Source organism: Serratia sp. NPDC087055, assembly GCF_044900985.1.
Classification (GTDB): Bacteria; Pseudomonadota; Gammaproteobacteria; order Enterobacterales; family Enterobacteriaceae; genus Serratia.
This window is the reverse complement of sequence record NZ_JBJDOG010000001.1, coordinates 2,613,097-2,633,682: the sequence shown is the minus strand read 5'-3', so window position 1 is coordinate 2,633,682 and position 20,586 is coordinate 2,613,097. Positions and strand designations below refer to the sequence as shown.

At 54.6% G+C, this 20,586-nt stretch carries 18 protein-coding genes and 1 other annotated feature; of the genes, 15 read left to right on the top strand and 3 right to left on the bottom strand.

What is annotated here, in order from left to right; genetic code table 11:
* Positions 1-12: 12 nt before the first annotated feature.
* A complete protein-coding gene (gene sdeX, locus ACI2J2_RS12515; RefSeq protein ID WP_209636496.1) occupies positions 13-1,200 on the bottom strand; it encodes a multidrug efflux RND transporter periplasmic adaptor subunit SdeX in 1,188 nt (395 codons plus the stop codon).
* A gap of 142 nt (positions 1,201-1,342) precedes the next feature.
* Here sdeX and acrR point away from each other — a divergent pair, with 142 nt between their 5' ends.
* The 3 genes from acrR (at position 1,343) to mscK (ending at position 5,884) form a co-directional block, all read left to right on the top strand.
* Positions 1,343-2,026: a multidrug efflux transporter transcriptional repressor AcrR gene (acrR, locus tag ACI2J2_RS12510; protein WP_209636494.1), complete on the top strand. Its 684-nt coding sequence runs from the start codon at positions 1,343-1,345 to the stop codon at positions 2,024-2,026.
* An 11-nt stretch (positions 2,027-2,037) separates the two neighbouring features.
* Positions 2,038-2,391 carry a DsrE/DsrF/TusD sulfur relay family protein gene (locus ACI2J2_RS12505; protein ID WP_209636492.1) on the top strand — a complete coding sequence of 118 codons (354 nt, stop codon included), beginning with the start codon at positions 2,038-2,040 and terminating at the stop codon, positions 2,389-2,391.
* Positions 2,392-2,491: 100 nt separating this feature from the next.
* On the top strand, positions 2,492-5,884 hold the full coding sequence (gene mscK, locus ACI2J2_RS12500; protein WP_209636490.1) for a mechanosensitive channel MscK: 3,393 nt from the start codon (positions 2,492-2,494) through the stop codon (positions 5,882-5,884).
* Positions 5,885-5,924: 40 nt separating this feature from the next.
* Here the strand turns inward: mscK and rsmS are convergent, their stop codons facing one another.
* Positions 5,925-6,104, bottom strand: coding sequence for a pleiotropic regulatory protein RsmS (gene rsmS / locus ACI2J2_RS12495; protein WP_020825528.1), 180 nt, complete (start codon positions 6,102-6,104; stop codon positions 5,925-5,927).
* A gap of 105 nt (positions 6,105-6,209) precedes the next feature.
* Entirely contained in the window at positions 6,210-6,746 is a 537-nt protein-coding gene (gene priC / locus ACI2J2_RS12490; RefSeq protein ID WP_209636488.1) for a primosomal replication protein PriC, read from the bottom strand.
* 151 nt (positions 6,747-6,897) lie between these two features.
* On the opposite strand from priC, the gene ACI2J2_RS12485 reads away from it, so the two are divergent.
* The 12 genes from ACI2J2_RS12485 to ACI2J2_RS12430 all read left to right on the top strand — a co-directional run bounded on the left by ACI2J2_RS12485 (position 6,898) and on the right by ACI2J2_RS12430 (position 20,551).
* Complete coding sequence (locus tag ACI2J2_RS12485) at positions 6,898-7,278, top strand: DUF454 family protein (protein WP_265554556.1); 381 nt, start codon at positions 6,898-6,900, stop codon at positions 7,276-7,278.
* A 192-nt stretch (positions 7,279-7,470) separates the two neighbouring features.
* Complete coding sequence (gene apt / locus ACI2J2_RS12480) at positions 7,471-8,022, top strand: adenine phosphoribosyltransferase (RefSeq protein ID WP_037425226.1); 552 nt, start codon at positions 7,471-7,473, stop codon at positions 8,020-8,022.
* Positions 8,023-8,228: 206 nt separating this feature from the next.
* Positions 8,229-10,181, top strand: a complete 1,953-nt coding sequence (dnaX, locus tag ACI2J2_RS12475; RefSeq protein WP_400768428.1) for a DNA polymerase III subunit gamma/tau — start codon at positions 8,229-8,231, stop codon at positions 10,179-10,181.
* Positions 9,514-9,578 (top strand) — a sequence feature (DnaX frameshifting element). It overlaps the preceding gene by 65 nt.
* Before the next feature lie 41 nt (positions 10,182-10,222).
* A complete protein-coding gene (locus ACI2J2_RS12470) occupies positions 10,223-10,552 on the top strand; it encodes a YbaB/EbfC family nucleoid-associated protein (RefSeq protein ID WP_012005575.1) in 330 nt (109 codons plus the stop codon).
* Positions 10,552-11,157 (top strand): recombination mediator RecR, encoded by a 606-nt coding sequence (recR, locus tag ACI2J2_RS12465; protein WP_209636481.1) that lies wholly within the window; start codon positions 10,552-10,554, stop codon positions 11,155-11,157. The genes ACI2J2_RS12470 and recR overlap by 1 nt, the downstream gene beginning before the upstream one ends.
* A 212-nt stretch (positions 11,158-11,369) precedes the next feature.
* Positions 11,370-13,235 (top strand): molecular chaperone HtpG, encoded by a 1,866-nt coding sequence (gene htpG / locus ACI2J2_RS12460; protein WP_400768424.1) that lies wholly within the window; start codon positions 11,370-11,372, stop codon positions 13,233-13,235.
* Positions 13,236-13,562: 327 nt separating this feature from the next.
* Positions 13,563-14,207, top strand: a complete 645-nt coding sequence (gene adk, locus ACI2J2_RS12455; protein ID WP_209636911.1) for an adenylate kinase — start codon at positions 13,563-13,565, stop codon at positions 14,205-14,207.
* A gap of 163 nt (positions 14,208-14,370) precedes the next feature.
* Entirely contained in the window at positions 14,371-15,504 is a 1,134-nt protein-coding gene (locus ACI2J2_RS12450) for a sugar diacid recognition domain-containing protein (protein ID WP_209636479.1), read from the top strand.
* Between the two features lie 118 nt (positions 15,505-15,622).
* Positions 15,623-16,888, top strand: a complete 1,266-nt coding sequence (locus ACI2J2_RS12445) for a GntP family permease (protein ID WP_209636477.1) — start codon at positions 15,623-15,625, stop codon at positions 16,886-16,888.
* Between the two features lie 9 nt (positions 16,889-16,897).
* A complete protein-coding gene (locus ACI2J2_RS12440; protein WP_400768419.1) occupies positions 16,898-18,046 on the top strand; it encodes a glycerate kinase in 1,149 nt (382 codons plus the stop codon).
* 146 nt (positions 18,047-18,192) lie between these two features.
* A complete protein-coding gene (hemH, locus tag ACI2J2_RS12435; protein ID WP_209636472.1) occupies positions 18,193-19,155 on the top strand; it encodes a ferrochelatase in 963 nt (320 codons plus the stop codon).
* Between the two features lie 91 nt (positions 19,156-19,246).
* Complete coding sequence (locus ACI2J2_RS12430; RefSeq protein WP_209636470.1) at positions 19,247-20,551, top strand: inosine/guanosine kinase; 1,305 nt, start codon at positions 19,247-19,249, stop codon at positions 20,549-20,551.
* Positions 20,552-20,586: the final 35 nt, after the last annotated feature.

The following is a 20,586-nucleotide window of genomic DNA, read 5'->3' as shown; positions in this document are numbered from 1 at the left end:
ACCGGCTCCTTTTTATGACTTCTGCGCTTCAGACTGCGGCTGCTTTTGCGCCTGAGTGTCAACTTCCTGCACTTTTACCTGAGCGCCTGGGCGGGCTTTCATTTGGCCAGTGACGATCACGCGGTCGCCGGCTTTCAAACCGTCGGTAACCAGCCATTTGTCGCCAATCGCCTGATCCGCTTTCAGCGTGCGCATTTCGACTTTGTCGTCAGCGCCCACGACCAGAGCCGTCGCTTCGCCACGTGGATTACGTGTCACACCCTGTTGTGGAACCAGCAACGCATCGCTACGCACGCCTTCATCCAGACGGGCGCGAACGAACATGCCCGGCAACAGGATATCGTTCGGGTTCGGGAACATGGCACGAATAGTGATGGAGCCCGTGGTTTCATCAACGGTGACGTCAGAGAATTCCAGCGTGCCTTCCTGCTCGTACTGCACGCCGTTTTCCAGCAGCAGTTTCACCTTGGCTTTACCGTTTTCCTGTTTCAGCGCACCGCTGGCCAGTTCTTGCTTCAGGCGCAGGAAGTCGTTGCTCGACTGCGTGACGTCAACGTACATCGGATCAAGTTGCTGCACGGTGGACAGGGCAGTGGTCTGGCCGTTAGTCACCAGCGCACCTTCAGTTACGGCAGATTTGCCGATACGCCCGGAGATCGGTGAAGTCACTTTGGTGTAAGCAAGATTGATGCGTGCGGTTTCCACTGCGGCTTTTGCAGCGACCACTGCGGCCTCTGCCTGCTGCAGTGTGGAGACAGCGGTATCGTAATCCTGCTTACTGATGTAACTGGTACCCAGCAATGGTTTATAGCGGTTTACCGTGACGCGCGCGATCGATGCGCTGGCCTGTGCTTTGGCCAAATCGCCTTTGGCACTGTCATAGCTTGCCTGATAGGTAGCAGGATCGATCTGATACAGGGAAGACCCTGCTTTGATATCACTGCCTTCAACGAAGTTGCGTTTCAGGATAATACCGCTAACCTGAGGGCGAACTTCGGCGATACGATACGCAGCGGTACGGCCAGGAAGATCGGTAGTAATGTTGAGAGGCTCTGCCTTCAACGTCACTACACCCACTTCGGGAGCCGGTGGTTGGGCGCCTTGCTGTTGGGTTTCTTTATCGTTACATCCTGTAAGCATTAAGCTGCCTGAAAGCATCAGAACTGCCGCCAGAGGCGTTAACCCTCTGTTTTTGTTCATAGAAAAACCTCAAGTGTCCGATTTCAAAATGATCAATGGATCACAAGCTTTAAAACCCATTGCTGCGTTAATTATATGTGCGTGCTATGGTACATACATACGCGAATGTATGTAAATCACACTCCCCCTAAAAAACAACGTCATGGCACGAAAAACCAAACAGCAGGCGCTAGAAACTCGGCAGCACATACTTGATGCTGCAGTGCAAGAATTCTCTGAACGTGGCGTTTCTGCAACGTCACTGACAGATATTGCCACCGCTGCTGGGGTTACGCGTGGTGCAATTTATTGGCACTTCAAGAACAAGGTAGACCTGTTTAACGAAGTTTGGGAATTATCAGAGTCGAAAATAGGCGATCTCGAACTAGAGTATCAGGCAAAGTTCCCCGAGAATCCACTGCGTATTTTACGAGAAATTCTGATTTACATTCTGACGGCTACAGTCGATGACAGCCGCCGCAGAGCCCTGATGGAAATCGTTTTCCACAAGTGCGAATTCGTGGGTGAAATGATGCCGTTGCAGGAAGCGCGTAAAGTGCTGTACCTGGCCGGTTACGAACGCATCGAGTCGGTACTGCGTGACTGCATGAGCCATGGCCAACTGCCTGCTGATTTACATACCCGCCGTGCGGCGATCATCCTGCACGCCTATATTACCGGCCTGATGGAAAATTGGCTGTTTATGCCGGAGAGCTTTGACTTGAAAGCAGAAGCCACGATGCTGATCGATTCTTTCCTCGAAATGGCTCAGTTTAGCCCCACCTTGCGTATCAAGCCGGAAGAGCTGGCGGCACTGCCGTGCAGCGTCGAAAGTCATCCTTTATAAGGAGAAGCACTATGTCATCTGTTGTGTTGATCGCCAATGGCGCCGCCTATGGCCACGAATCGTTATTTAATGCATTACGCCTGGCGATTGCGCTGAAAGAACAGCAAACCGACCTCAATCTGAAACTGTTCCTGATGTCCGATGCGGTAGTGGCGGGCCTCGCCGGGCAACAGCCGCATGAAGGCTACCATTTGCAGCAGATGCTGGAAATTCTCACAGCGCAGCAGGTGCCGGTGAAGCTGTGTAAAACCTGCGCGGATGCGCGCGGTGTCAGCCGGCTGCCGTTGGCAGATGGCGTAGAGATTGGCACGTTGGTTGAGTTGGCGCAATGGACGCTGGCGGCCGAGAAAGTGCTGACGTTCTGATCCCGGCACATCTGTACATCACCAGCAATGCTTTTCTTATTCTTTGGCTATCTGCGATCGTGATAATCTTTCTGCTTCTTTATTGATTCGAAGCTAAATCATGCATCGCAGGTTAGTTAAACGCCTTTTTTCAGCGTTACCCCCGTTCCTGGGTGTGGATCTCTACCGCACTCTTGCCCTATTTTTGCTGATCGCGGTTTGCGCGGTCTGCCAGCCCACGGCCTATGCCACACTGAATGGCGATCTGCCGTCACGCAGCGAAATTCAAAGCCAACTGGATGCGTTGAATAAGCAAAAAACGCTGACGCCGGTGAATAAACTGACCCAGCAGGATTTGACCCGCACGCTTGAACTGCTGGAGGCTATTGAACGCAGCAAACAAGATGGGGCTCAGCTTAAACAGCAGCTGCAATTGGCACCGGGTAAATTGCGGCAGGTCACTGCCGATCTGGAGGCGCTGAAAGCGCCGGTAGACAGTGCGGCTGCCAGAGCTGAACTGTTGCCGCTTTCCCTGCGACAGTTAGAAACCCGCCTCTATCAGACGCTCGACGACTTGCAGGCAGCGCAGGAAAACCTGTCGACATATAACAGCCAACTCGTTTCATTGCAGACCCAGCCAGAGCGGGTACAAAGCAGTATGTATACCGCTTCGCAACGCCTGCAGGAAATCCGCAATCAAATCAACGATCAGACGCCGGGTCAGAGCTCATTGCGCGACAGCCAGTTGGTGATGCTGGCCACTGAACAGACCTTGCTCAATGCGCAAATTGATCTGCAACGGAAAAGTCTGGAAGCCAACACCACCTTGCAGGATCTGTTGCAGAAGCAGCGTGACTACACCACCGCCCACATTGATGCTCTGGACCACAACGTGCAACTCCTGCAAGAAGTGGTCAACAGTAAGCGGTTGACGTTATCGGAAAAAACCGCAAAAGAAGCACAGAACCCGGAAGATGCCACAGACATTCAGCACAATCAGTTGGTCAGCAAAGAACTGGACGTTAACCGTCAGCTCAGTCAGCGGCTGATCGCGGCGACTGAAGAGAGCAACGTACTGTTCCAACAGAATATTCGGGTAAAGAACTGGCTCGATCGCGGCTTGCAGGCAGAGCGCAATCTGAAGGAGCAAATCCAGGTGCTCAAAGGCAGTTTGGTGCTGTCGCGTATTTTGTATCAGCAGCAACAGAGTTTGCCTCAAGGAACGCTGGTGGCTGATATGGGGACACGCATTGCCGATCTTCGCCTGGAGCAATTTGATATCAACCAGCAGCGCGACGATCTGTTCAAGGGTGATGACTACATCAATAAGTTGGTGGCCGACAGCAAAGAAAAAGCCAGTGCGGACGTGCTTGATGCCTTGAATGAAATCGTCGATATGCGGCGTGAGCTGTTGGATCAGTTGAATAAACAGCTCAGTAATCAGTTGGCGCAGTCGATCAGCTTGCAGATCAATCAGCAACAGTTGACCAGCGTAAACACTTCGCTGCGAGATACGCTAACCCAGCAGATTTTCTGGGTTAACAGCAACAAGCCGGTCGATTTGGCGTGGTTGAAAGCATTGCCGGGAGCGGTCAAAGATCAAATCGCCGCGCTCGATTTCAAAATAGACCTCCGCAAAATGCTGCAGGGTGGGTTGAATTCATTAGTCATCCTTATTCCGCTGTTGCTGTTACTGGGTCTGTTACGCTGGCGCTATAAGCTGATCGACAACCATTTGCAGAAGCTGGCGAATGATGTCGGACAGTTAAAGCGCGACAGCCAATTGCATACGCCAAAAGCCATTATTTTGACCCTGCTGAAGGTATTGCCGGGGTCGGCGTTACTGCTCGGCGCTGGTTTTTGGTGTTACCGCGCGGATATTGGCCTCAGCGACTTTATTTGGGCGTTGTCGCAGCAGCTAGCAATGTTCTGGCTGGTGTTCGGTTTTACCTACCGCTTATTGGCACGTGGCGGCATTAGCGAGCGGCATTTCAACTTTTCTGTTGAACTCTGTGCACACTACCGGCGTCAGACGGTGCGTTTGGGCTTGGCACTGCTGCCGCTGATCTTCTGGTCAGTGCTGGGTGAGAAAGCCCCGTTACGGCTGGTGGAAGATGTTATTGGCCAGGTCGTGGTGATGCTGACATTGGCGCTGTTAGCCGTGCTGGTGTTCCCAATGTGTCGCGACAGTTGGCGTGAGAAAGGCTCACATGCGGTGCGGTTGGTGATCGTCACCGCTATTGCAGCGACGCCGCTAATCTTGCTCGGGTTGATGTTCGCCGGTTACTTCTACACCACACTGCGTCTGGCTGGCCGCTGGATCGACAGCCTCTACTTATTCTTCCTGTGGAACATTGTTTATCTGACCGCTATTCGCGGTTTGAGCGTTGCGGCGCGACGGTTGGCATACCGGCGTGCGTTGGCTCGACGCCAGAGTTTGGCGAAGGAGAAAGAGGGGGCCGAAGGGGTCGAGCCGGTCGAAGAGCCGCCTTTGGCGCTGGATCAGATCAACGAACAGTCGTTGCGTCTGACCACAATGGCGCTATTTATTATCTTCGCCAGCGCCTTGTACGGTATTTGGTCGGATCTGGTGACGGTAATATCGTATCTGGACAGCATCACGCTCTGGCATTATACCGCGACTGTTGCCGGCAGCAGCGTGGCGCAGGCGGTGACGCTGGGCAACATGATGGTCGCGATAGCTGCGGTGATCGTCGCCTACGTCATGACCCGCAACTTACCTGGCTTACTGGAGGTAGTGGTGTTGTCGCGGTTGCAGTTGCGGCAGGGGACGTCTTACGCTGTTACCACCATACTGACTTATCTGATTACCACCGTGGGTGCCGTGACCGCACTCGGATCGCTGGGTGTCTCTTGGGATAAGTTGCAATGGTTGGCTGCGGGCTTAACGGTGGGGTTAGGGTTCGGTCTGCAGGAGATTTTCGCCAACTTTGTTTCTGGTTTGATCATCCTGTTCGAACGGCCGATCCGCATCGGCGATACCATTACTATCGGGAGTTTCTCAGGCTCGGTCAGCAAAATTCGCATTCGCGCCACAACCATCACCGACTTTGACCGCAAGGAGGTGATCATCCCGAACAAAGCCTTTGTGACCGAGCGGTTAATCAACTGGTCACTGTCAGACACCATCACCCGCGTATTGATCAAAGTGGGTGTGGCCTATGGTTCAGATCTGGATAAGGTGAAAGCTGTGCTGTTAAAAGCGGCGCATGACAATCCACGGGTAATGACCGATCCAGAACCGCAGGTGTTCTTCCTTAATTTTGGCGCCAGCACGCTGGATCATGAACTGCGCCTTTATGTGCGGGAATTGCGTGACCGCAGCTATACCGTTGATGAACTGAACCGTTCGATCGAACGCCTATGTCGTGAGAACGACATCAATATTGCCTTCAACCAGCTTGAGGTGTACTTGCACAATCAGCAGGGCAATGAAGTGCAGGAGGTCAAACGGACGCTATCACCGGGGGAAGGTGGAGTATCGGCAGGGTAGTGGGATGAGAATCAAGGGTTCAGCGCAGGCTGAACCCTTTTTACTGCCCGACGGGCAGGTAGGGAGAGGTCACGCCATTGCGTTGCAGCTTTTCCTGGTAATCCCGTTTGACGATATCCAACGCCGCCAGTGCGGTGGCTGGATCGATTTCATTGCATTCCAACAGGTAAATCAGGTCTACCGCCAGTTGCAGTTCTGGAGAGGCATTTTCTAGAGACATAAAACCCACGTTTAATTGAGATGAATGAGTGATGCTTCGCTTCGGCTGAGTATAGTGAACAAGATCCTCAGAGGGGAATAATCATTAAAATATTGTGATAAATCTTCAAAAACCGTTTTCTTTGCGCTCAATACTGCGTTCAATGCGTGCCAACGCTTGGCGACAACGCATCAAGCGACCTTCCAGCGCCGCGAGTTCATGCTGTAATTTTTGCTGTGCGGCCAACGTCGTTTGTCTTCCTAAAAGACTTTCCCGATCTTGAATCATTGCAATGATTCGGCGCTCATAATCCTGATGCTCAGCCAGCTTGTGGTACAAATCGACTGCCGCCACTTCCTTGGGTTGATTCTTGCGGCGCAGTGCCTGAGTCGCCAGCTCACGCTGTAGAGCGGTGATCTGCGCCACCAGCCGCTCGGCTAAGAAGGCAACCTGCGTCGTGCGATTGTCGTTGGCTGCGGTCTGCAATTGCGTAAAATTCTTTTGCACTTCCGTCAGGTAATCGCGCAGACGCGTGCCGCGATTGGCAAACAACGCTGTGTCAAAGCGTGCCTGCGGAATGGGGGCATCACCGCGCGGTGTGATTTCACCGGCGAGTACGGTGATCTGTTGTTCTAACACCTGTAAAAGACGCTGAGTGCTCACGTTGGCTCCATGACAATGAGATTGGGTTCAGCTTGCCCGCGATCACGCCGTGAAACAAGCGTCACGCGCATATTCCGGCTGCAGTGGCTGGCGATGCGGCAGATGCCGGTGGTAAAGTAGGCGGCAACAGGATGAAGCACTAAGGGGTGGCATGACGCGTTGGTTATTGATTGTCCTCGGTTGGCTGGCGGTGGTGTTGGCAACGCTGGGCGTGGTATTGCCGTTGTTACCGACGACGCCGTTCCTGTTGCTGGCCGCTTGGTGTTTTGCACGTTCGTCGCCGCGATTCCATTCTTGGTTGCTGTACCGTTCATGGTTCGGGCCTTACCTGCGTCATTGGCAGCAGCATCGCGCATTGCCGCCGGGGGCGAAATGGAAGGCCGTGTTGGTGATTGTGCTGACTTTTTCGGTTTCGCTGTGGTTGGTTAAAATCTGGTGGGTTCGTGGATTATTGTTATTGATGTTGGCCATTCTGCTGGCCTTTATGCTGCGTCTACCTGTTGTTGACCTGTCGCAACAAAAACAGCGCTGATTATGGCTTATGATGGCCAGTAGCTTTTCGGCTGCAGCTTGAAAGATGCAGGCGACAGTTGCATTTGTCCGCCAGTTTGCATAGATTTGGGCGTTTTCGTGCGCGGGGTGCTCCCCTTTTCCTGTTTATCGCGGGATTGGGTTTAAGACGACCTGCGCGCAAGTCATTAGGCAGTTTTATCAGGCAATAATTATGACCGCTACTGCGCAGCAGCTTCAGTTTATTAAAGACAGTATCAAAACCATCCCGGATTACCCTAAGCCGGGCATACTGTTCCGTGACGTCACCAGCCTGCTGGAAAACCCGCTGGCCTATGCTGCCAGTATTGAATTACTGGTTGAGCGCTTCCGCGAAGCGGGCGTCACCAAAGTGGTGGGCACCGAAGCGCGTGGCTTCCTGTTTGGCGCTCCTGTTGCGTTGGCGCTGGGCGTGGGGTTTGTGCCCGTACGCAAACCAGGCAAGCTACCGCGTGCGACCCTCAGCGAAAGCTATGAGCTGGAATACGGTACTGACAAGCTGGAAATCCACACCGATGCTATCAACGCAGGTGATAAAGTGCTGGTGGTTGACGATCTGCTGGCGACAGGTGGCACCATTGAGGCAACGGCAAAACTGATCCGCCGCCTGGGTGGTGAAGTTAAAGACGCAGCATTCATTATCAACCTGCCGGATCTTGGCGGTGAAGCGCGTTTGAATGGCTTGGGTATTGAATGCTACAGCCTGGTCAATTTCGCCGGCCACTGATCTAAAATTGATATCCCCGAAAGATTTCGTGTCACCGTCAGGCGGCAAGCGCGTGAGTTCCAAGCGCTTACTCAAGTAAGCGACTGGAGTGAGGCCTGAAGCTAACAACGCGATGGCACGAAAGATGAAGGGGATAAACGGTCTCGCGGATCGGCGCGGGCCTGTGTTAGCATGACCCTCCAGATTACTCGACTTTTCCGGTATTAATGAGCTATCAGGTTCTTGCCCGTAAGTGGCGCCCTCAAACGTTTGCAGATGTTGTCGGACAGGAACACGTCCTGACTGCGCTGGCTAACGGCCTCTCGCTGGGGCGGATTCATCACGCCTATCTGTTCTCGGGAACGCGTGGCGTGGGTAAAACCACCATTGCGCGCCTGCTGGCCAAAGGCCTGAACTGTGAAACCGGCATCACCGCCACACCGTGCGGCCAATGCGATAACTGCCGCGAGATTGAGCAGGGGCGTTTTGTCGATCTGATCGAGATTGATGCCGCGTCCAGAACCAAGGTGGAAGATACCCGCGATCTGCTCGATAACGTCCAGTATGCGCCCGCTCGTGGTCGCTTCAAGGTCTACCTGATTGACGAAGTGCACATGCTCTCGCGCCACAGCTTTAATGCGCTGTTGAAAACGCTGGAAGAGCCGCCTGCGCATGTCAAATTCCTGCTGGCAACCACAGATCCGCAAAAATTGCCGGTGACCATTCTGTCACGTTGCCTGCAATTCCATCTCAAGGCGTTGGATGTCGATCAGATCCGCAGCCAGTTGGAAACGGTACTGCAGGCAGAACATATCACCAGCGATCAGCGTGCATTGCAGCTTTTAGCGCGCGCCGCTGACGGCAGCATGCGCGATGCATTGAGCCTCACTGACCAGGCGATTGCTATGGGGCAGGGGCAGGTAACCACCGCTACGGTCAGCCAGATGCTTGGCACACTCGACGACGAACAGCCACTGGCTATTCTCGAAGCGTTGGTGAGCGCCGATGGTGAAAAGGTGATGGCACAAGTCGCGCAGGCCGCTTCGCGCGGGGTCGATTGGGAGAATTTGCTCGTCGAAACCCTGGCGTTGCTGCACCGTATCGCGATGGTGCAACTGCTGCCATCAGTGCTGGACAACCATTACGCCGCTATCGAACAGCGGCTGCGTGAGTTAGCGCGTACTTTGCCGCCGACTGACGTGCAACTTTATTACCAAACGCTGCTGGTCGGGCGTAAAGAGCTGGCTTTTGCACCGGATCGCCGTATGGGGGTTGAAATGACCTTACTGCGTGCGCTGGCGTTTCACCCGAAAGCGGTGATCCCAGAGCCGGTGGCAATGGTGCAGACGGCGCCTGTGCAACTGGCACAACCGCAGTCTCAACTGGCTCAGGCACCACAGTTTCAGGATGCGCCGCCGCCGTTAGGGCAGGCTGCACCACAGACCAATCAATCGGCAAATCTACCGGATGCCACCGCGCAATTATTAAAGGCGCGAACCCAACTGTTACGGCAGCGGGGAGCATCCACACCAAAAAAGAGTGAGCCGGCAGCGCCAGGAAAAGCGCGGCCGGCAAACTCAGCACTGGAGCGGTTAGCTTCCGTGACTGAGCGCAGCCAGCAGCGCCAGGCGGAAAAGCTCGTAAATGAAAAACCGGCCAAGCCGGAAGCTTATCGCTGGCGTGCACTGACCGAGCCAGAGGCCGAACCTGAGCCGCTGGCGACGCCAAAAGCGCTGCGCACCGCGCTTGAGCATGAGAAAACGCCCGAACTGTCAGCTAAGCTGGTGGTTGAGTCGCTGGAGCGCGATGCCTGGGCAGCGGAAATCGATAAGCTAAAAATTCCGAAACTGGTACAGCAACTGGCATTAAACGCGGTTAAACAACGGCTGGAACCGGGTAAGATTTGTCTCCATCTGCGGTCGTCACAGCGTCATCTGAACTCGCCTTCGGCGCAGAAGGTGCTGGCGGATGCGCTCAGCGAGCTGTATGGCAGCCCGGTTGAGTTGACCGTGGTGGAAGACGATAATCCGGCGGAGCGGACTCCGCTGGAGTGGCGACAAGCCATTTATGAAGAAAAACTGGCGCAGGCGCGTCAGTCGATCGTTGCGGATACCAATATCCAGACGCTGCGTCGTTTTTTTGACGCGGATCTGGATGAAGAGAGTATTCGCCCCATTTAAACGCCGCGTAAAGTGCGCGGCCCTAGCGACGAGAGACGACTATGTTTGGTAAAGGCGGTCTGGGCAACCTGATGAAGCAAGCCCAGCAAATGCAAGAAAAAATGCAGCAGATGCAGGAAGAAGTCGCCAAATTGGAAGTGACGGGTGAATCTGGTGCTGGCCTGGTGAAAGTCACCATCAATGGCGCGCACAACTGCCGTCGTGTGGAGATCGATCCGAGCCTGATGGAAGACGACAAAGATATGCTGGAAGATCTGATCGCGGCGGCAATCAACGATGCGGCACGCCGTATCGACGAAACCCAGAAAGAGAAGATGGCATCTGTGTCCAATGGCATGCAACTGCCGCCTGGCTTTAAGATGCCGTTCTGATGCAAACCAGCCCGCTCCTTGAAACACTGATGGAGGCGTTGCGTTGCCTGCCGGGCGTAGGCCCTAAATCGGCGCAGCGTATGGCATTCCAGCTGTTGCAGCGCGATCGCAGCGGCGGAATGCGCCTGGCGCAGGCGCTGACCCGTGCCATGTCGGAAATTGGCCATTGTGCCGATTGCCGCACGTTCACCGAGCAAGATATTTGCACCATCTGCGCCAATCCGCGCCGTCAACAAAACGGCCAGATCTGTGTGGTGGAAAGCCCGGCTGATATTCACGCCATTGAGCAGACCGGCCAGTTCGCCGGCCGCTATTTTGTGCTGATGGGCCATTTGTCGCCGATGGACGGCATTGGGCCTGGCGATATCGGTTTGGACAGGCTGGAGCAACGGCTGGAAAAAGAAAGCATTACCGAAGTGATCCTGGCCACCAACCCGACGGTGGAGGGCGAGGCGACCGCCAACTATATTGCCGAAATGTGTGGTCAGTATGGTGTGGTTGCCAGCCGCATAGCCCACGGCGTGCCGGTGGGTGGCGAGCTTGAGATGGTTGACGGCACCACGCTGTCACATTCATTGGCAGGTCGCCACGTCATTAAGTATTGATGTTTTCCTCTGACGGGGCTATCCGGCCCCGCCAGTTATTCTGCAAAAATTTCCCGCCAGTCGCTTGAAAAACAACACCCTTATCCCCACTTGATCCTCATTGTCCGCTTTTATTAGTTATACCCTATGAATTTCAAATTGCAGCGAGTGCAGGTAGCAACGCTGTGGCTTGAAAGGCGACGGGTAAATTGTCTTTGAGGTAATCAATGAGTATGAAAGGTCAAGAAACCCGTGGTTTCCAGTCTGAAGTAAAACAACTGCTTCATTTGATGATTCATTCGCTGTACTCCAATAAAGAAATTTTCCTGCGCGAGCTGATCTCCAATGCCTCAGACGCCGCCGACAAACTGCGTTTCCGCGCGTTGTCTACGCCTGAGCTGTATGAAGGTGACGGCGAGCTGCGCGTACGTCTGTCCTTCGATAAAGACAAGCGTACGCTGACCATTGCTGATAACGGCATTGGTATGAGCCGTGAAGAAGTGATTGAGAACCTCGGCACTATTGCCAAATCAGGTACCAAGGCCTTCCTGGAGTCTATCGGCTCTGATCAGGCTAAAGACAGCCAACTGATCGGTCAGTTCGGCGTGGGCTTCTACTCCGCGTTCATCGTGGCGGATAAAGTGACCGTGCGCACCCGCGCTGCCGGCGCCGCGGCCGATCAGGGCGTGTTCTGGGAGTCCGTTGGTGAAGGTGATTACACCATCGCTGACATTAGCAAAGAAGATCGCGGAACTGAGATCACCCTGCATCTGCGCGAAGGCGAAGATGAATATCTCGATGCCTGGCGTCTGCGTTCGGTGATCGGCAAATACTCTGATCACATCGCACTGCCTGTTGAGATTGAAACCAAAAACGAAGAAGACGGCACCGTTACCTGGGAAAAAATCAACAAAGCGCAGGCTTTGTGGACCCGCAGCAAGGCTGACGTTACCGACGAAGAATACAAAGAATTCTACAAGCATATCGCGCACGACTTTACCGATCCGCTGAGCTGGAGCCATAACCGGGTTGAAGGTAAGCAGGAATACACCAGCCTGCTGTATATCCCGGCACAGGCACCTTGGGATATGTGGAACCGCGATCACAAGCACGGTTTGAAGCTGTATGTGCAGCGCGTATTCATCATGGATGACGCCGAGCAGTTCATGCCGAATTACCTGCGTTTTGTGCGTGGTTTGATAGATTCCAACGATCTGCCGCTGAACGTTTCGCGTGAAATTCTGCAAGACAGCCGCGTGACGCAAAACCTGCGCGGTGCGTTGACCAAGCGCGTATTGCAGATGTTGGAAAAGCTGGCTAAAGACGATGCCGAAGGCTACCAAAAGTTCTGGCAGCAGTTCGGTCTGGTGTTGAAAGAGGGTCCAGCGGAAGATGGCGGCAACAAAGAAGCCATTGCCAAACTGCTGCGTTTTGCTTCCACTCACGGCGACAGCTCGGCGCAAACCGTTTCGCTGGAGGAATACGTTGGCCGGATGGCGGAAGGGCAGGAGAAGATCTATTACATCACTGCTGACAGCTATGCTGCCGCCAAGAGCAGCCCGCACCTGGAGCTGTTCCGTAAGAAAGGCATTGAAGTACTGCTGCTGTCCGATCGCATTGACGAATGGATGATGAGCTACCTGACTGAGTTTGACGGTAAGCCGTTCCAGTCGGTCAGCAAGGCGGACGAGGCGTTGGACAAGCTGGCGGATGAAACCGAAGAGCAGAAGGCCGCTGAGAAGCAGTTGGAGCCGTTTGTTGATCGCGTGAAAACGCTGCTGGGGGATCGTGTGAAGGATGTGCGCCTGACGCACCGCCTGACGGATACGCCGGCTATCGTGATCACCGATGCCGACGAAATGAGTACCCAGATGGCGAAACTGTTTGCCGCTGCCGGCCAGGAAGCACCGGCCGTAAAATACATTTTCGAACTGAATCCGGAGCATGCACTGGTCAAACGCGCATCCGACGTGGGTGATAACGAACAATTCGCTGAATGGATTGACCTGTTACTGGATCAGGCGCTGCTGGCTGAACGTGGCACACTGGAAGATCCAAACCAGTTTATTCGCCGCATGAATAAGCTGTTGTCCGCATAATTCCGATTGTATACGCCCCTGGCCTGCGTGTTAGGGGCGTATTTTTTTGTTTTATCACTGATTTTCCGCGTTTTATCCTCTGTTTTACGCCCTGTGTTCCGCAATCGATTTCCTCGCGTATCTTGAGCCAGCCCCCCCTGAAATGGTATGGTTGAGCGTTTTCGCAATTTTATAAAAACTTAATACCCAAAAGATTTCAATTTGCGGCCAGACGGCAAGCGCGTGAGACCCGGGAGCTTACTTTGGTAAGTGGCTGGGATGAGTGTGCGCAGCCAACAACGCTGCGGTTTGAAAGACGAAGGGAATAATAGCAAGGGGATTTACGCAATGCGTATCATTCTGCTGGGCGCTCCGGGCGCTGGTAAAGGTACTCAGGCTCAATTCATCATGGAGAAATACGGTATTCCGCAAATCTCTACTGGTGATATGTTGCGCGCAGCCGTGAAGGCCGGCAGTGAACTGGGCAAGCAGGCGAAAGAGATCATGGACGCCGGCAAGCTGGTGACCGATGAACTGGTAATTGCACTGGTTAAAGAACGCATCACCCAGGAAGATTGCCGTAATGGCTTCCTGCTTGACGGTTTCCCACGCACTATTCCACAGGCTGACGCGATGAAAGAAGCCGGTATCAACGTGGATTACGTGCTGGAATTTGACGTGCCAGACGAGCTGATCGTTGATCGTATCGTGGGTCGTCGCGTACATGCGCCTTCTGGCCGCGTGTATCACGTTAAATTCAATCCGCCGCAGGTGGAAGGTAAAGATGACGTGACCGGTGAAGAACTGACGACACGTAAAGACGATCAGGAAGAAACCGTACGTAAACGTCTGGTGGAATATCATCAGATGACTGCACCGCTGATTTCCTATTACAGCAAAGAAGCTGCAGCAGGTAACACCCAATACCGTAAAATCGACGGCACCCGTAAAGTGACCGAAGTGAGCGCAGAACTGGCGACCATCCTCGGCTGATCGGTTTTTATTGCTGTGCGTAACGCCAGGCCTTAGGCCTGGCGTTTTTTTTGTCTTTTGCCGCCGAAGTGTGATCGCTACGGCTTGTTGCGGCACCGATCTTTAATAACGCCGGGAAAATGGCGTATAACTGCCAGCATTTCCATGCATAGCAGGAGCCGGTATGCACAGACCCACTAATTTGCTGGCAGAATCCACCGCACGCCAGATCGTGCAGCGGGCGATGGGCATCATCAATCATTCCGTCAACGTGATGGACAGCAATGGTGTCATCATTGCTTCCGGCAATCCCTCACGACTGTTTCAACGCCATGAAGGCGCAGTGTTGGCACTGACAGAGGATCGCGTGGTGGAAATCGATGCGGTGACCGCTACGCATTTGAAAGGTGTTCGGCCCGGCATCAACCTGCCATTCAGTTTTCGTCGCCAGCAGGTGGGAGTGATCGGCATTTCCGGTGAGCCGGCACAGGTGCGTGCCTATGCCGAGTTGGTGAAAATGGCGGCGGAGCTGATGGTGGAGCAGGCGGCTTTGCTGGATCAAAACCAGTGGGAAAAACGCTACCGCGAGGAACTGGCGAATCAGTTACTGCAACCGCAACCGGCATCGGCCTCACTGGAGGCGATGGCTGCCTATTTGGGGTTGGATCTGCAACAACCGCGTATTGTCTGGATAGTTGAATTGCAGGATCCCCAGCCGCATTTTCTGCGTGAACTGCTGACAGAGTTGGAACACACCCAACGTGAAGCACTGATCGCAATGACGGGCTTCAATGAAATGATCCTGCTGCGGCCTGCCTGCCTGGTGCAAGGCAAATGGAGTTTGAAACAGGAGCGCAAGCAGGCTCAGCAGTTGCAGGCACAGCTTCAATCGCGCTTTAACCTGCGCCTGATCATCGGCGGTTTTTTTAACGGTGAATCGGGGCTGCATCGTTCAAATCTGACGGCACGCGCTACGCAGGCGATGGCGCAGCGACTGAAGTTGCGCCATAAAACGCTGTTCTATCAAGATTTTCCGTTGCCCTCATTACTGTGTGACTTAGGTGAGGATTGGCGTGCCCAAGAGCTTTCTCGGCCTTGGCAGGTATTAGGTGCCAGCGATGAAAAAGGGGTATTGCGTAGCACCCTGCGGCACTATTTTTCGCGGAATTGTGATCAGACGCAAACCGCCGCCGAACTTCATATTCACGTCAATACACTCCGCTACCGCTTGCAGCGCATTGAGGCTATTACGGGGCTAAAAATCAATCAGTTAACTGATGCGTTGCAGTTGTATATCGGCATGTTGATGCACGACTGAATTGTGTAAAGCCACAACTTTGTGGCGGACAGCCGCGCACGTTTTTGTGGCTTTCTCTCACGCTAATGCCTGAGGCTCAGGATATGTTTTCCCCACACCAACAACGGGGAAAATAATAATGACAACGGTATCCACGCTTGGGGCACTGGTCGCATTGATCGTCGCTATTGTCCTGATTCTACGCAAGGTCCCACCTGCCTACGGCATGATTGCCGGTGCATTGGCCGGTGGGTTATGCGGCGGCGCCGATCTGGTGCAGACCGTGACACTGATGATTACCGGTGCTCAGGGCATCACCAATGCCGTGATGCGCATTCTGGCGGCCGGTGTGCTGGCCGGGGTGCTGATTGAGTCCGGTGCTGCACACACGATTGCTGAAACTATCGTTCGTAAAGTCGGAGAAACCCGTGCGCTGCTGGCCCTGGCGGTGGCTACACTGATCCTGACTGCGGTCGGCGTATTTATCGACGTAGCGGTGATCACTGTGGCACCCATCGCACTTTCAATCGCTCAAAAGGCCGGGATATCACGCGCCGCCATTTTGCTGGCGATGATCGGGGGGGGTAAGGCCGGTAACGTGATGTCGCCAAACCCAAACACCATTGCGGCTGCCGACAACTTCCACGTACCGCTGACCTCTGTGATGATGGCCGGTATCGTGCCTGGCCTGTGCGGGTTGGTGGTGGCTTATCTGCTTGCCCGGCGTTTGAGTAACAAGGGTGACAAGGTGATGGCGGAGGAGTTGACTCAACATGCCGAAGGGTCTCGCCCGGGCTTTGCGGCGGCGATCAGTGCGCCGTTGGTTGCCATTGTATTGCTGTCGTTACGTCCCATTGCGGGCATCGCCATTGATCCGCTGATTGCGCTGCCGGCCGGGGGGCTGGTGGGGGCATTGCTGATGGGGCGAATCCGCCAGTGCAATCAGTTTATGGTTTCTGGGCTGTCCCGTATGGCTCCAGTGGCAATTATGCTGCTCGGTACCGGCACGCTGGCCGGTATTATCGCCAACTCGGCGCTGAAGGATGCATTGATTAACGGGCTGACCCACACCGGTATGCCGGCCTGGCTGCTTGCGCCGCTGTCGGGGGCACTGATGTCGATGGCGACTGCGTCGACGACGGCGGGTACCGCGGTGGCATCTGGCGTATTCAGCAGCACATTACTGGAACTGGGCGTCAGTGGTCTGGCTGGGGCGGCGATGATCCATGCCGGTGCGACAGTGCTGGACCATCTGCCACACGGCAGTTTCTTCCACGCCACAGGTGGCAGCGTCAATATGGCGGTGCATCAGCGGTTGAAATTGTTGCCGTATGAAACCTTGATCGGCTTCACTATTGCAACCGTCTCGGCGTTGATGTTTGGCGTATTTAATCTGGCGGGATAAGGAATACTGATGAAAACGCTGAAAAAAGTGGTTATTGCCCCGGACTCGTTTAAAGAGAGCCTGAGCGCGCTGGAGGTGGCCGAGGCGATTGAGCGCGGGTTCCGCCAAGTCTACCCTCACGTGCAGTATGTAAAGCTGCCGATGGCAGACGGCGGTGAAGGTACGGTGGATTCAATGGTCGCCGCTACCGGTGGGGAAATCGTCAGGGTTGAGGTTACGGGTCCGTTGGGCCAACCGGTACAGGCTTTTTACGGGTTGCTGGGGGATGAGGAAACCGCCGTTATTGAGATGGCTGCGGCCTCTGGCCTGCACCTGGCACCCAAAGCGCAGCGTGATCCACGGATCACCACCAGCTACGGTACCGGTGAACTGATACTGGCAGCGCTAGAACGCGGTGTGAAGTCGATTATTCTTGGCATCGGCGGCAGTGCCACTAACGACGGTGGCGCCGGTATGATGCAGGCGCTGGGTGCCAAGCTGCTGGATGATCAACAAAATCTATTGCTACCGGGCGGCGCGGCACTGGCGCAGCTGGCGCATATCGATCTTTCAGCCATGGATCCACGTTTGCAGCAGGTCAGTGTGACCGCGGCCTGTGATGTAGATAATCCGCTGTGTGGTGCGCATGGGGCCTCTGCAGTGTTTGGCCCGCAAAAGGGGGCAACACCAGAAATGGTTGCGCAGTTGGACGCGGCGCTGCGTCATTACGGCACCTTGCTGGAGCAAGCAACCGGCCGTGAGGTGATCAATATGCCGGGGGCCGGTGCGGCGGGCGGCATGGGGGCCGCATTGCTTGGTATGCTCAACGCCAGGCTGCGACCGGGCATCGAGATCGTGATTGAAACCTTGGGGCTGGACGAGGCATTGCGCGATGCCGATCTGGTGATCACCGGCGAAGGGCGGCTCGATAGCCAATCAATCCACGGTAAAACGCCGATTGGCGTTGCGAGGGTAGCCAAGCGTTATGGTTTGCCGGTGATCGGCATTGCCGGCAGCCTGTCGAAAGATTATCAGGTGGTGCACCAACATGGCATTGACGCGGCCTTTTCGGTGCTCGATCGTGTCGTCTCGTTAGAGGACGCATTGGCGGAGGCGGCCAATAACCTGGAAGTCACTGCGCGTAATGTAGCCGCCGTCTGGCGCTTGGCACAGGGCTAACTGCTATTCCCTTTATCATGGGCAACGCCTGTTGCTGATATCGGTTCCGACGAGGCGCTTTTCCGTTACAATAGGCGCCATTAATCGACGTTAACCCCCTGACCCAGAACGGGGGGTTAGCTTGCAAGGAATCAAGGGGAACTGAGATGAAGCAAGAGAAACACGGGGTATTGCTGGTGAACCTGGGCACGCCGGATGCTCCGACCTCGTCGGCGGTAAAACGCTATCTGAAGGAATTCCTCAGTGACGACCGCGTTGTGGATACCGCCCCACTGATCTGGTGGCCGATCCTCAACGGTGCGATCCTGCCAATCCGTTCGCCGCGGGTGGCAAAGCTGTATAAGTCGGTCTGGATGGACGAAGGCTCACCATTGCTGGTCTACAGCCGTCGTCAGCAGCGTGCGCTGGCCGCTCGTATGCCAAATACGCCGGTTGAATTGGGCATGAGCTACGGCTCACCGAGCCTTGGGGAGTCGATAGACAAGCTGTTGGCGCAGGGGGTAACCAATCTGGTGGTGCTGCCGTTATACCCGCAATACTCCTGTTCCACCAGTGCAGCGGTATGGGACGGCGTGGCCCGCATATTGAAGGGGTACCGTCGCCTGCCGTCGATCAGCTTCATCCGCGACTATGCCGAACACCCGGCCTACATTTCTGCTTTGCGTGAAAGCGTCGAACGCTCGTTCGCCGAGCATGGTCAACCGGATCGTTTAGTGTTGTCGTTTCACGGTATTCCCAAGCGCTATGCGCGCCTGGGCGACGATTACCCGCAGCGTTGCGAAGACACTTTGCGCGCGCTGACGGCCACCTTACCGCTGGCGCCGGATCGGGTAATGATGACCTACCAGTCGCGCTTTGGTCGCGAGCCCTGGTTGACGCCTTATACCGATGAAACGCTCAAGAGCTTACCCGCGCAGGGCGTTAAGCATATTCAGCTTATCTGCCCCGGTTTCTCGGCGGACTGTCTGGAAACGCTGGAGGAGATCAAGGAACAAAACCGCGAGATCTTCCTTCATGCCGGCGGTGAGAAGTTCGAGTATATCTCTGCGCTGAACGACGATCCGGCGCATATTGATATGATGCAGCAACTGGTGGCACAGCGCTTCTGATCCTCAATGCGCAAAATGGTGACAGCCATCATCAATCGGGCAGGAATGTGCTAACATTCTCTGCCTGTTAACTGCCACTGCCGCCAATTAAATGAAATTTCCTGGTAAACGTAAGTCCAAACACTATTTTCCGGTGAACGCACGCGATCCGCTTTTACAGCAGGTTCAACCTGAAAATGAAATCAGCACCTCTTATGTCGTCGGTATCGACCAGACGCTGGTGGATATTGAGGCAAAAGTGGATGACACTTTCGTCCAGCGCTATGGCCTGAGCCTGGGGCACTCTCTGGTGATTGAGGATGACGTCGCCGAAGCGCTGTATCAGGAATTGCTCGACAACAATCTGATCACCCATCAATTTGCCGGCGGCACCATCGGCAATACGCTGCACAACTATTCGGTACTGGCAGATGACCGTTCGGTCCTGCTCGGTGTGATGTGCAGCAACATCAAGATCGGCAGCTATGCCTATCGCTATCTGTGCAACACCTCCAGCCGTACCGATCTTAACCACCTGCAGGCGGTTGACGGTGCCATTGGCCGCTGTTTTACGCTGATTAGCGAAAGCGGTGAGCGTACCTTTGCTATCAGCCCTGGGCAGATGAACCAACTGCGACCGGAAAGCGTGAAGGAAGAGGTGATTGCCGGCGCTTCGGCGCTAGTGCTGACATCTTACCTGGTGCGTTGCAAGGAAGGTGAGCCGATGCCTGCTGCCACCATGCAGGCGATCGAATTTGCCAAAAAGCACGATGTACCTGTCGTACTGACGCTGGGAACCAAGTATGTCATTGCCGACAATCCACAGTGGTGGCGTGATTTCCTAAAAGAACACGTCTCAATTCTGGCGATGAACGAAGATGAAGCGTTGGAGTTGACCGGGTTGAGCGATCCACTCACCGCTTCTGACATGGCGCTTGAATGGGTGGATCTGGTGCTGTGCACCGCAGGGCCAAATGGCTTGTATATGGCGGGTTACACCGAAGAGTCCAATAAGCGGGAGACCCAGCATCCGTTGTTGCCGGGGCATATTGCCGAATTCAACCGCTATGAGTTCAGCCGTGCCATGCGCCGGGAAAGCTGTGAAAATCCGTTCCGCATCTATTCGCATATCGCGCCATACATGGGCGGGCCTGAGAAAATCATGAACACCAACGGTGCCGGTGATGGGGCCTTGTCGGCACTGCTGCATGATATCGCGGCCAACGGTTACCACCGTAATAACGTGCCTAACTCCAGCAAGCACGTTCGCAGTTATCTGACCTACTCTTCGTTGGCGCAGGTGTGTAAATACGCTAACCGTGTCAGTTATCAGGTGCTGAACCAGCACTCACCACGTTTGACGCGTGGCTTGCCAGAGCGGGAAGATAGCCTGGAAGAGTCTTACTGGGAACGGTAAAAAGCAAAAGGTCCGGCATGCCGGACCTTTTTTAT